The sequence below is a fragment of the Flavobacterium sp. FG19 genome (genome assembly GCF_057809475.1).
Genome location: NZ_JBMDKA010000011.1, coordinates 16,326 through 28,922, shown reverse-complemented (window position 1 = coordinate 28,922; position 12,597 = coordinate 16,326). Strand labels below are relative to the sequence as shown.

10 protein-coding genes are annotated in these 12,597 nt (G+C 39.3%); all 10 read left to right on the top strand.

Annotated features, from left to right (window positions below; all coding sequences use genetic code 11):
* Positions 1-19: 19 nt before the first annotated feature.
* The 10 genes from ACODST_RS12455 to ACODST_RS12410 all read left to right on the top strand — a co-directional run bounded on the left by ACODST_RS12455 (position 20) and on the right by ACODST_RS12410 (position 12,529).
* Positions 20-2,011: a hypothetical protein gene (locus ACODST_RS12455; protein ID WP_488932432.1), complete on the top strand. Its 1,992-nt coding sequence runs from the start codon at positions 20-22 to the stop codon at positions 2,009-2,011.
* Between the two features lie 17 nt (positions 2,012-2,028).
* Positions 2,029-2,871: a hypothetical protein gene (locus ACODST_RS12450; protein WP_488932431.1), complete on the top strand. Its 843-nt coding sequence runs from the start codon at positions 2,029-2,031 to the stop codon at positions 2,869-2,871.
* 66 nt (positions 2,872-2,937) lie between these two features.
* A complete protein-coding gene (locus tag ACODST_RS12445) occupies positions 2,938-3,858 on the top strand; it encodes a hypothetical protein (RefSeq protein ID WP_488932430.1) in 921 nt (306 codons plus the stop codon).
* Complete coding sequence (locus tag ACODST_RS12440; RefSeq protein ID WP_488932429.1) at positions 3,848-5,227, top strand: ATP-binding protein; 1,380 nt, start codon at positions 3,848-3,850, stop codon at positions 5,225-5,227. The genes ACODST_RS12445 and ACODST_RS12440 overlap by 11 nt, the downstream gene beginning before the upstream one ends.
* A gap of 1 nt (position 5,228) precedes the next feature.
* The gene (locus ACODST_RS12435; protein ID WP_488932428.1) at positions 5,229-5,786 is read left to right on the top strand and encodes a hypothetical protein; all 558 of its coding nucleotides are present in this window, start codon (positions 5,229-5,231) and stop codon (positions 5,784-5,786) included.
* A gap of 191 nt (positions 5,787-5,977) precedes the next feature.
* Complete coding sequence (locus ACODST_RS12430) at positions 5,978-6,328, top strand: hypothetical protein (RefSeq protein WP_488932427.1); 351 nt, start codon at positions 5,978-5,980, stop codon at positions 6,326-6,328.
* A gap of 134 nt (positions 6,329-6,462) precedes the next feature.
* Positions 6,463-7,494: a hypothetical protein gene (locus ACODST_RS12425; RefSeq protein WP_488932426.1), complete on the top strand. Its 1,032-nt coding sequence runs from the start codon at positions 6,463-6,465 to the stop codon at positions 7,492-7,494.
* Between the two features lie 125 nt (positions 7,495-7,619).
* The gene (locus tag ACODST_RS12420; protein WP_488932425.1) at positions 7,620-9,251 is read left to right on the top strand and encodes an eCIS core domain-containing protein; all 1,632 of its coding nucleotides are present in this window, start codon (positions 7,620-7,622) and stop codon (positions 9,249-9,251) included.
* Between the two features lie 78 nt (positions 9,252-9,329).
* Complete coding sequence (locus tag ACODST_RS12415; protein ID WP_488932424.1) at positions 9,330-11,009, top strand: eCIS core domain-containing protein; 1,680 nt, start codon at positions 9,330-9,332, stop codon at positions 11,007-11,009.
* A 35-nt stretch (positions 11,010-11,044) separates the two neighbouring features.
* Positions 11,045-12,529, top strand: coding sequence for a hypothetical protein (locus ACODST_RS12410; RefSeq protein ID WP_488932423.1), 1,485 nt, complete (start codon positions 11,045-11,047; stop codon positions 12,527-12,529).
* Positions 12,530-12,597 lie beyond the last annotated feature (68 nt).

Genomic DNA, 12,597 nt, shown 5'->3' with positions numbered 1-12,597 from the left:
ATCAATAAAAAGAACCATTATGAACACCTACAATGAAAATTTACATTCTAGTGTTTTAGCTTCATTAGAAAGTCAGCAGCTGAGTAAAAAGCAGCTGGATGCACAATTAAGTGCTTCTATGTTTACCCTGTATTATGCAGAGGGTGCCGAGATTATTGCAAGTGAAAAACTTGATGCCGCATCAAAAATGTACCAAAGCAAACAGCATATCAACAATGTGGTTGTAAAGAATAAAAACATGTCCGACAATTTACTGTTAACTGCCAATCAGCAGAAAACCTTTGTTGGGCAGTCTGTTACCAATATGGCGGTTTGTGCTTCAAATATTCAGATTGCGGCCAATGCCATTGTACGTCTAGCCAGTGATGTAGGCAGTATTTTTAGTATTGTTAATGCTGCAGATTACGGTTCACAGATTTATCAGCAGGGGCTTGATGCGTACAACCTTATGAACAAAACGGCTTATCATGCCGAACTTACTTCGCAGCATGCTATGGAAGCCTCGGCAACAGTGGCCGAAGTACCTTCGACTACGGTTGCAGACGGTGCCAAAGTAACCAATGATTCTGTAAACAGCCTGCTTCAGGTAACTACAGCCGACTTAACTGCTATTACAGCCATCCTTACGGCTGATAATGATACCAAAGCACAAGCCAGTATTACAACACGCAGTGCCGAAGGCGCCATAAAATGCAGTAAAGTAGAGTACGAAGCTTCCAAAGAAGCCTACAGCATTAATAACAAAAAATTCAATCAGAATATAAAAGTAGAAGTTCCCAAACCTTTCGACCCTTCTCCAAAAGGTTCTTTTACCGTGTCTTTTGATTATTTTAAAAGCCCGTTCTCCGATACTGATCTGTCTGTACAAAACGCAAAAGCAAAAAATCCGGTAAAAAGCTACAATATCATTATTGTAAAAGAAAGCAAAAAAGCCTTGTTTACCACTTCAACAGCCGAAGATCTGTTAAGCAATCCTTCGCAGTTTGTAAATGTGTCCGAAAAAGCAGGAGAAACAGAAGGCAAAGCTGTTATCAGTCTGAGCAGTGTGCTGGATTCTGATAATGAAGCTTTGACACTGGGAGAAAAATACGTGGCTTTTTTACTGATTATCTTCACAGAAGACTATAAAAAAGAAATCAACACTTTTGATGAGTATTTATCTGTTGCTTCAGAGTCCTTTAGATTGACACAGACCTTAAACGAAGCCACAGGCATCGCACGTGCAAAATCTCCTTCACACGAAGAAGACTACGACACCCAAAAAACACCTTCGAATGAGTATACTTTTACAGTGAAAAAAGATGATACGATCAAGCCGTCATTGATTGACCACCGCTTTATCCTGCTTCCTTATCCGGATGATCTGCTTACCGACGTAGAGTTAAACACCATCGAAGAACGAATCGAAGTACTGGAATTAGAAGAAGAACTTACCATTTACGAGGAAGAAATCAGTTATTTAAATGAGGAAATTGCCAATTTAAATACCGAGATTGCGCAGCTGAGCGGCGAATCTTCTAAAACGAAAAACCCTGCTGAAACGGATGCAGCCAAACAAAAACTAACTCATTTTAAAACGGCACTTACCGAAGCAAAAGCCAGACTTGCTATTGCTAAAGAACAGCAGGTAAGAGTGAAAACTGAATTAAAAAAGGTAGAAGAAAGTTTCCCTGCACCTATTAAAAACAACAAAGCCTTTTTCTTTAACCTGAGTCTCGCCGAAAATATCCCTGCCGGAAACTATATCTCCGCCAGTCCTTCTAAAAAAGAAGAAAAAGGGGCAAAAGGAGAAAAAGCAGAGAACCATTTGAAATACGATATCAAAATTGAGCCTACAACCACAGATAATTTCGGAAACCCGCTGATTGAAAAGAAAAAATACATTCCGGTGGTTCTGTCATTCTTCAACGGAAACGAAATCAGCAAAAGCAAATATACCAACAGCCTTTCGGATTGGGAAAATACAAATACGGTGACTTTTTCCTCAACTGAACTTACCCACAACAACTAATCTAAAAGTATAAAAACATGGAAGCACAAATATTAACTCCAATCCCGGTTTCAAAGAAATACGGGATTACCGAAAAGAAAAAATCAGAAATTGATGCTTTGACCAATCAGGTAATTGATGTTACGGCCGAGATCCAGCAGCAGCAGGTAATCGTGACTTCCCTTACCGAAAAATCACAAAAATATCAGGGGTATCTGGTTACGGCCGAAAACAATCGTGTACATGCCTTAAACAATAAAAACCTGATCGATCAGGTAATCCAGAATGCGCACGATCTGGCTTATAACTCAAAAAATGCTTTTAGTACGATGGCAGAGGCTTCAGAGGCTTCGTTAATGGTATCTACAGACATCAGCGAACTGATCAATAAACTGATTTATGCGGTAGAAATACTAAACAAACTGTCTAATCTGGTAACCCGTAAAAAAGCTTTAAATCCGCTTATTTCAGATGACCTGGTGGCTAAACTGGCTTCGGCAGGATCAGATGCCAACAATGCCATTGCGCTGACTTTGATTGCCTTAAAAGCTACGCTGGCAGCCGAAACTTCTGTACTGGAAGCTGAAGCAGCCGTTACTTTAGAGTCTGATCAGGCCAATAAACTATATACTTCTTTAACAGGAGAAAGAAGCAGTGATCATCCGCTGCCGGCAAAGCCTTCGTCTACAAATTCAATCAGAGGACTGCTTTATCAGGCTTACGACGATTCGAAAGTAGCTTACGAAAAAGCAAAAGTGGCTAACGACCAGACTTCCAGACAGCTTAATATTGCCACTACCAATTTAAGTAAATCTCAGGTTAAACTGAAATCGTTACAGGCCGGACTGGCAGCCGCAAACGCAGCAGCACTGGCTTCCTGAAAATTATAAAAGTCCGCTGCAGAATTCCTTTTTACAGCGGACTTATCACCACTAATTTTTAAGTTTATGGATCGTGTTTACAGAAATTTTTACAGGCAGTTTTACTTAAAAACAGGAGGATTTATACCTACAAAACCGCTAAATCAAAACCTGTTTCCGGGAGATTATTTTCAGATCAAAAACGGCGAAATAATCCTTTTGGGAAACTTATACCGAAATTCGGTTATCAGCAGACTGGATATTGATATCAGCAGTCCTATAGCTCAGAATGCGGCTGCCTGGAATTTCAGCGACGGGATTTCAAAACCTTATTCGGGCCGCGGACATGGAAATGCCGCCATTGACGGACAGTTTGAGTTTAGTAAACAAATACTGGGTTTTGCCCATAAAGGAAGTTTTATATTTAAGGCCGAAGATCCGGAATCTGTTAAAATAAATAACTGGAACGAAATTCAGCAGTCCTTAATTATAAAGCTTACACAATCGGTGTATTCCTTTCGTGAACTTTATGTCGTAACCGAAAGTGCTGCCCCGGCAAGTACTACACTGGCTGTTGCCGGTGATGCCAATGCCGAACTGGAACTGGCGAGCGAAACGGAAAATTTTGGACTTGTCGATATTTTTGGGCATGCCAGTACCAAGACGATACAGTCTAAAGACATTTTGTATTACCACAGGGAAACCAAAAGAAAACCGGCTTATTTCAGGGCCAAAAAACTAACGGTGCAGGACGAAAAACTGTCTTACTTCATTAGTGATTTTATTGCCAGGAATACTCATACAGCCGAATGGACCAAAGATTTATTTGAATCCTTTGACAGCGATATTGATTACAACTCTCAGAATATCATTCAAAATCCGCAGGGACATTTTCTGGACATGCTGCAGTCCAATGAACTAAATGCTAATACGGCACTGCTTTATTTTAAATGGACGGATGCCAGTTTAGACGACGTTGAGAAATTATTTGATACTTATGGAAACTAATGCCAATATAAAAGCGCTGTATGATGAAATGGACTGGCTGCAAAAAGTGATCGATCAGGTCATCTGCAGTTATCTGCTTCAGGAAGGCCATGAAAACCGCTGGCAGGATATTCCGCTGCCGGAACCGGAAACCGATCCGGAATCAGAATCTCCTATAGCTGCGTACTATCAAAAACTGGAAGAATGGAACCTGAACCTGTACGAACGCCTTTGTCTTGCCCTGATAACAGCTCCTCAGATCCGACCGGAAATACTGGATATTTTTTTCAGCAAAAATGCCATGTACGACCGCGGCTTTACTGAATTTGGCGGTCTTGTGGGCAAAAACCACAGCGGTTTTATTCCTACCGGACAGACTTTTTCTTTTCTGGTAACCGCTGTTAATCCGGAACTGCTTATGGACATGCTCAATGTACTGAGTTCTTCCAATATTTTACTAAAAGAACAGGTCTTGCTTTTAGATGCTTCAGAATCCAATATTCCGCTGCTGAATCAGGGAATTTCGATTAACGAACGCTGGCTGCAGTTTTTTTTAAGCGGTACCCTGCCCCGTCTGGAACATAGTGTCTCCTTTCCGGCACAGCAGATTTCAACCAAAATGGACTGGCCTGATCTGGTTCTTGAAGAGCATGTAATGCAGCAGGTTATGGAAATTGAAGCCTGGCTGAAATTCGGTGCTGTTTTAATGACCGACTGGGGGCTCGACAGCAAAATAAAACCGGGTTACCGAACCTTGTTTTACGGCCCGCCTGGAACCGGAAAAACACTTACGGCTACTTTATTAGGCAAAAGTACCAATCGTGAAGTATACCGTGTTGATCTCTCGATGATTGTATCTAAATATATTGGGGAAACCGAAAAAAACCTTTCTAAAATATTTGATACAGCACAACACAAGGACTGGATTTTGTTTTTTGATGAAGCCGATTCACTTTTTGGAAAAAGAACCCAGACCTCGTCGTCCAACGATCGTCATGCCAACCAGCAGACAGGATATTTACTCCAGCGGATTGAAGATTTCCCGGGTGTAGTAATACTGGCTTCTAATTTAAAGGAAAACATGGACGAAGCTTTCTCCAGAAGATTTCAGTCGATGATTCATTTTACGATGCCAAAAGCCGAAGAAAGAATGCAGTTGTGGGAAAATGCTTTTTCAGGAAAATGCCAGTTAGACCCTGCCATTAACCTTGAAGAAATAGCCGAAAAATATGAACTCGCAGGCGGTGCCATTATCAATGTGCTGCGATACTGCGCTTTAAAAGCCATTCAGAAAAATGAAACCATCGTAAATCAGCGTGATTTACTGGACGGTATCAGACGTGAATTCAGGAAAGAAAACCGAACCTTAACCGTGACCCAAATGAACTGATATGAAAAAGACTGAAGAAAAATCAACTTCCATGATTTCTAAAAAACACCTGCATACACATCTGGCCGAACTCAAACTGGGAAGCTGGAAAAAACATTATGATTTCAACTATCGTAATACCGTAATTGCCATGACGCTGAATCATTTTATTAAAGAAAATGAACTGGTCATTAACGGTTATTTAATCACTACCAAAAGTCTTTTTCTGGTTGCTAAAACCGATCATCGCTCTTTTGAAGAAATTATAGAACGCATTGAACTTCATATTGCCTTATTATTAAAAAAATACGACAACAAGTTCACCAATTCCATCTCTAAGGCTGATTTTATTCTGGATATGGAAAACGTATTTCAGGCGGTTCATCAGCCGCTTTTCAAAATAAAACCTTTACACAACCACTATCTTGTCAGACTTATTACGGGCAAAAAAATAGATCTTCCTTACTTAGACCCCGAACTTGAATATTTAAAACTGCTTATTAAAAATCATCCGTTTTGTTCTTCTATTGATTATTCAGGTGCCTTAGGACCTGTAGAGGTTACGCTGCTGGAGACTTAATTATGGGGTATGAGCTATGAGTTATAGGTTAATAAAAATGGTGCAGGGAAAAAAATAGTATTTAAAACCTTCTGAAGATGGCACTACAACACCAAAAAACATCGGAAAACCAGTCAGCGGTTACAGCGGCTAACGGGAATAACAACACTTCGGAAGTTCTGTTAAAAGATAACCAATAAAAGATTTTAAATATGTATCAGCAACTAGAAAATTCAAAAGAAAATAAAAGCAGTACAGCTGCTAATTCTGTTATTCAAAACAAGAGTAATGATAACAATTCGAAGGTAATTGCGGATAACCGTCCAAAATCTGTTTTACAGAGAAAAATGGGAGATACAATATCTGGTAATCTAACAAATGTAGTACAACTGGCAGATCATCCTAAAAAAGCTTCAGGCACGGGAATGGCCAGAAAAGACCCGGGTCATGGACCAGTAAAAAGTAAACAGCATGCAGAGGCCCGAGCAAAAAAAGACGGAAAAAGAGCCGCCAAAAGAGCTGAAAAAATAAAGCAGATACAAGAAAAAAGAGCTGCAAAATGACCAGCAAGCTGATTAATAAGCCATTTATTAAAGTGTAAAAACCAGCTTTTTTTTGATACCTAAATTGTAAAGGGTTTCCCTTTCAAAAATTATTTTTTAATTAAATACAGCCAATACCCAAACCTAAAAAAAGTATGAACACACACGCTGATATCAGGCAGGATAACACAAGTCAATCCGCAGCAAATGCTATTTCAAAAAAGCAGGGCAATGCCGCATCTGTTTTTCAGTTAGTGGACAACAGACCCAAGCAGACTGTACCATCACAGAAAAAAGACCAGGCTGCTGCTTCAACTGTATTTCAGCTCCAAAAACTAGAGGCAGGAAAACTAAATGTTGTGGGTGAACATCATTCCGAAAGCGAAGCAAGACGACCGCAGGAAAAGGAATTAGCAGCAAGAGAAGTCGGAGGCGGATATTGGACAGAAGATAATTTTCGAATCAGAGAAACGAAATCATCCCAGGAAAATGATGTAAAAAACACTCCTGAAGATCCAAGAATCCCGGGAGATGCTTTGTATTTAAGGATAGCGGAAAGTATTCAATATGTTTATGATGCCAAAAATGAGTTTAAGGAAGCATGGACTGAATCGACTGCTGAAAAATTGTCTGAAGAAGATTTAACGGGTTTAAAAAGGGATTTACAAACCTTCCTGGTAGCCTGCAAAACCCACACTCTTGAAGCAAACAGGTTAGCCGAAGCTTACACACATAATGAAGAGTCCAGGACGCTTCCCCAATTCGTTACAGACCAAATTACACAAATCCATAAGCTGCTGCCGGAAACTGTAAAGTTGTTTCTTGATTTGGCCGAAATCTGGAAAAAACATCCCCTTAAACAATTAATCTCAGACGATTTCTTAAACTCTTTCGAAGTTTTCGGTTCTAAAATTAACGATCTTAATAGGTATGCTGCAACAATAGGTGGTGCAAAAAGGACGGATACCAGTAAGTTAAGGTCTTATGAAATGGACAATGCAGCCAATTTTGCACACAACAGGGTTGGTGTCTGGAAAATAGGTTATGACCATGTTAAGGACATCAAAAAAGAACTACAGCACGACGGTATTAAAAACTATGTATTAATAACCCGAAAAGAATTCAATAAAGAATACAAAGAGCTGCCTGTTTTAGTTGGTGATCACATGGTGGAACAAAAAAAATAGTAATGAAAGAAGGCATAAAAATCGAAGATAAAATAAAAAACTCCTGTCGGAAAACGGCAGGCCAATAAACAAATCAAAGCCTTTAAAATAATTCCGTAGTCAGCTTATCCATTTATTTCAATAGTATGAATAACTATAATGAAACATCTAAAAAAGGACAGGTATCAGCTGTTTTCAGCTCAGCCGAAAAAACGGCACAAAGCAAAGCAGCTGTACTTGCAGACAACCGCCCTGCCTCTGTTTTACAAAAAAAGGCAAACAATACCGGTCTGCCCGATAATTTAAAATCCGGAATAGAAAATCTGTCCGGTCATTCTATGGACGATGTCAAAGTACATTACAATTCTGGTAAACCGGCACAGCTTAACGCTCATGCCTATGCACAGGGAACCAATATTCATATTGCTTCAGGGCAGGAAAAACACCTTCCGCATGAAGCCTGGCATGTCGTACAACAAAAACAGGGACGTGTAAAACCTACCCTGCAAATGAAAGGAAAAGTGAATATAAATGATGATAAAGGTTTAGAAAAAGAAGCTGATGTTATGGGGGCAAAAGCTTTGCAGATGAAATCAGATAATTTATGCTCCTCTAAGTCCCATTTCCCAGTCAAACAGGAAGCAAATGATTCCGTGATTCAGAGGTATACGGATATGAAAAAAGGTTTAATTCGCGGATATGGCAAAGGAAGAGGTGATGCTGCCCCAGAATTCGAATTTCAGAAACAGGAAGTAGAAAAAACAAAAGATGATAATGCTTCTACGATGACCTACGATATGAAGACTTCGAAAGTCTATAAAGATGCCCCGGATATGAAAGTATCTGACAACTATGATATGGCGGTCCCAAATGCGGAAGGAGCCGAATCAAAATCGTTTTTTGCAACCCCCGGAATAGTAGCTGTGAGTAATCGGGCTTTGACTGCAGCAAATGCTCCTCTCAGATTAAGATCAGGATCAGGCCGTATTACACTTCCCAGTATGTGGAACCCGTTTGGTATACCTCTGTATCAGGTCAGCCCTGTGATTGCTCCGGATTTGCTTTCATCCAGTGAATGCGGGGATTTTGCTAATAAGATCCTAAGGGTCGATGTACAAAAAATAGAACTTTTAAACGGAATGGCGGGTGCTGCCGTAATTACGAATCTGCCTCAGAGAAATCAAAGAGATGCAGCATTAAATACGGCTCTTGGAGGGCAGAATCCCGAAAATATAGGTGCTGATAAAAATGCAGATCCGGATGTTGGTGAAGGGTTTGGAATTTTTGCAAGAACAACAGTACCCCCGACAGGTTTAATGCAAAAATTATGGAATGAAATAACAACCGTACATGGTCTTTTCTCTGAAAAACGCACCCATATGCAATGGGGAGAACACTGGGCAGGGGTTGTTGCCAAAAGCGGCGGCGACTATGTCACCTTAGAAAACTATAACAGAATGGCTATTGCCGTTGATATCATCCTTCAGCAGCTCGAAAAAGATTATAAAGAAATTGTGGCAGCAGGAAATGTAAATGTATTTAGAGATCATACGGCACAATATGAAAAACACAATGATGAATGGCGCTACGAACGGCTTTTAAGATTAGGCAGAGGATACATGAAATATGCTGTAAAATTAGGTACTGTTACAGGTTACTATGAAAACCAGCTTGAAAATATGTGGTACTTTGCTATGTATGGCCGTGAAAAAAAATCTTTCCATGAAACCTGGAAAAAATCTGCCCCAAATGGTGTTACAGCAAAAGTGATACAATAACATCCCAATATTTCGCAGATAGCAACATTTTACAATCAGGTAAGTAAAGAATAATTTTTACATCGAAAAGATTCTATTATGCAGCAGTATCAAAAAATAACAGACCAGTCCAAAACCGAATCAGCTGCGGCTAATTCGGGTAGCGGGGTTATTCAGAATAAGGCAGCCGAACTTCAGGATAACCGCCCCGCCTCTGTTTTACAAAAAAAGGCAAATAATACCGGTCTGCCCGATAATTTAAAATCCGGAATAGAAAATCTGTCCGGCCATTCTATGGACGATGTCAAAGTACATTACAATTCGGGTAAACCAGCACAGCTTAACGCTCATGCTTATGCACAGGGAACCAATATTCATATTGCTTCGGGGCAGGAAAAACACCTGCCGCATGAAGCCTGGCATGTCGTACAGCAAAAACAGGGTCGTGTAAAACCAACTTTGCAGATGAAAGGAAAAGTAAATGTAAATGATGATAAAGGTTTAGAAAAGGAAGCTGATGTTATGGGGCTCAAGGCTATGAATATTTCCGATAAAAAGACACCCTCCGAACATTCAGGAACTATTCAGAAAATGTCCGCAGAAAATGTCCAATTGATGTCTAAAGCTCCTGATTTAATTCAATTTACAATAAAAGACACCTTAAACCTTATTGCTTCTTATCTTAATGTAAAACCGAGTAAACAAGCCATAGCGGCATACTTTGGTATTACAGCTGCAATGCTTACAAACTTTATATCTCCTCTTGCCGCTGTGGGTACAGCAATCATTGTTACTATGCTCAGGGTATATGGCAGTCATTACAGAAAACAGCTTCACGATGCAGCTGTAGCAAAAAATCTTACATATAAAAATCGCGTTATACAGATAGCGCAAAATGGGCGGGCACAAAATGAGGATTTAAGATTAAAAAATTCATCTGAATGGGTTTTAATGCCTATGACTCCTATAGATATTTTAAGTGAGACCGGAGACAGCAATGCCAGGGTCATCACAGCTATGAAAAATCCTGTTACTACTCATGCATTGTTTGGAAGCGAATTACAAAGTGGTGCTGCCGATTATGATTGGGACGACCTCAATAACAATTCAAGTGTACATCTTGAACCAAGAGGACAATTGGGAACACAAACAGCGGGAAGAATGACTTTAGTAATGTCTGATGGAATGTCTGCTAAATCAATACAGGAGACTTTAAAACATGAAGTTCAGCATGATGCTGATGAACACAGAAAACAAAAAGGCAATGGCGCTTTAATTGGTTATGAAACTGAATACAGGGCATATTCTTATGAAGGCGGGAATTTCGATAAATTCAGTAACACAAAAAAAATCAAAAAAGAAGGTTTTACCTGGACTGAAAAACAATATAGAATTTTTAATTACATAAGAACCTATTATTCATATGTAAAAGAAGCCTGGAACAATCCTAAAAAGACTGAGCGGGATAAATTCAGAAAAGAAGTAGCAGAATATAAAAATCCAGATACTAAAGGAGTTAACAAAATTAATTCATTAAGAATTACAAATTTTTGGTTAACACTTTTACAAGTTCCACATGGGCTGAAAAATACAGAAAGTGAAGATTATCAGAGGCTGCTAAATTTTAGTTTTAATGTTCCCGACCTTAAACTCAATAAAGAAGACGCACAATATATTCTAAACGAAGGTATAACGATTCAGAATAAAATTAAAGAATTAATGCCTAAAAACGGAAAAGCTTATAAATTACTTATGCAAAAATTAAAATCTGTGAATTAATACTAGCCTGATTTTTAATCTACATTACTGTTATTATGAATACTTACAGAGGAGTTTCTAAAGAAGAAAAAATCCATCCTGCAGCCAATAAGGCAACTGGGAATTCAGCAGTTCAGTTAGCTGACAATCGTATTACGAAATCTCTGTCGCACAATTCTGCTCCTCACAAGCAGTTAAAATCTTATCAGGCTATAGTAAATTTTAATACCAGCACTACTATACAGCGGTCTGAAAAGCATATTGCTGAAAATGAAAAAACGAAAAATCAAAGTCAATCGAACCAGGAACCTGTACAAATGCAGTCTGTTCAGGTGTCTCAGCCCCATCATGTGATTCAGCTGGGAATAGTCAAAAATCCTCCGAAAAAAGACAAAAATAATCATCAAAAAAACAGAAGAAGGCAGAGACTTGAATACGAAATGAACCCTGCAAAAGAATATCTGGATATAAAAAACACTATCGCCCAAAAAATAGCGGCAGCTTATAAATACATTAAAAAAGTTAAAGAACAGCTTGATGATGACGCTGACATTAATCTCATCAATACGTATTCAGCCAGATTTACCGAAATTCGCAAAAGAGCAAGAGAGACTATTAAAAAAATACGCGAGCTGCCTCCTGCTCCAAGAAGGGCCTTAAGGAACCAAACTGTAGAAAGAGACCTTTTACTTGGAAAATTAAACGGCTATAGTCTCCTAATCACTAAAGTTAAAAGTGAGCTGGTGCAGGTTTTCCCAATGAACAAGGGTGGTTTTGGTGCAAAAGGACGTGCCCACAAAATGGAGACCGAAGTAAACCCTGCTATTGTACCCGGTGACAAGACACTTAACAATCATTATTTTAATAATATAATACTGGATGGCCAGAAAAGCGGTGTAAGGGTCTACAAAAAATCTGCCACTGTAGCCGGTGAAGCATCAGGGCCGTTGCAGATAATGGGACAAAATTATACTAATCAGGCACTGCATAAAAAGGAAAAACTAAAACTCCGAAACAAGCTGGATCAAACTTTAGGAAACATCCAGACCCCTCAAACTGCCACATTCACTAATACGCCTGTAGGACGCGACAGAGGTGACGGACAGTATAAAAGCATGGGCAATACCAATGCAGCAGGCTATGCCTGGCTTTTAAACCGATTGGGCGGTCAGCGATGGGAATGGCTTCATATAAGAGGTGCCGGATTAGGAGGAAGAACAGACTCCACTAATCTGGTTGCCGGAACCAGAGATGCCAATACCCATATGATCCCTTTTGAATCTAATATAAGGCATCTTGGAACCGCTGTAAAAAACAATAGTACATATTCACGCTTAGAAGTTATTTGGTCGGCGGCCGGTCAAATTGCCAAATATGCTTATAATACAATTTCAATAACCTGGAATTTATTTAAAAAAACAGGCGGTAAAAAAGCCAGCGGAACCGTGTCTTTTGATCCCTTGGATACCTCAAATAATATTTCTAAAAATGAAGTTGATAAAATAGAAGAAATCCTTAGTGATATCAGACAGGGACTTTAATTAAAAAGAGACTGCGTCCTCTCCCGCCCCCTCCGGAGCTTTATATTGTAAAAATCTATTCTTTTCTA

Excerpts from the sequence above, each read along its gene's own strand:
- ACODST_RS12445 (WP_488932430.1), top strand. The coding sequence starts at position 2,938 with ATGGATCGTGTTTACAGAAATTTTTACAGGCAGTTTTACTTAAAAACA.
- ACODST_RS12415 (WP_488932424.1), top strand. The coding sequence starts at position 9,330 with ATGCAGCAGTATCAAAAAATAACAGACCAGTCCAAAACCGAATCAGCT.
- ACODST_RS12435 (WP_488932428.1), top strand. The coding sequence starts at position 5,229 with ATGAAAAAGACTGAAGAAAAATCAACTTCCATGATTTCTAAAAAACAC.
- ACODST_RS12410 (WP_488932423.1), top strand. The coding sequence starts at position 11,045 with ATGAATACTTACAGAGGAGTTTCTAAAGAAGAAAAAATCCATCCTGCA.
- ACODST_RS12440 (WP_488932429.1), top strand. The coding sequence starts at position 3,848 with ATGGAAACTAATGCCAATATAAAAGCGCTGTATGATGAAATGGACTGG.
- ACODST_RS12455 (WP_488932432.1), top strand. The coding sequence starts at position 20 with ATGAACACCTACAATGAAAATTTACATTCTAGTGTTTTAGCTTCATTA.
- ACODST_RS12450 (WP_488932431.1), top strand. The coding sequence starts at position 2,029 with ATGGAAGCACAAATATTAACTCCAATCCCGGTTTCAAAGAAATACGGG.
- ACODST_RS12420 (WP_488932425.1), top strand. The coding sequence starts at position 7,620 with ATGAATAACTATAATGAAACATCTAAAAAAGGACAGGTATCAGCTGTT.
- ACODST_RS12430 (WP_488932427.1), top strand. The coding sequence starts at position 5,978 with ATGTATCAGCAACTAGAAAATTCAAAAGAAAATAAAAGCAGTACAGCT.
- ACODST_RS12425 (WP_488932426.1), top strand. The coding sequence starts at position 6,463 with ATGAACACACACGCTGATATCAGGCAGGATAACACAAGTCAATCCGCA.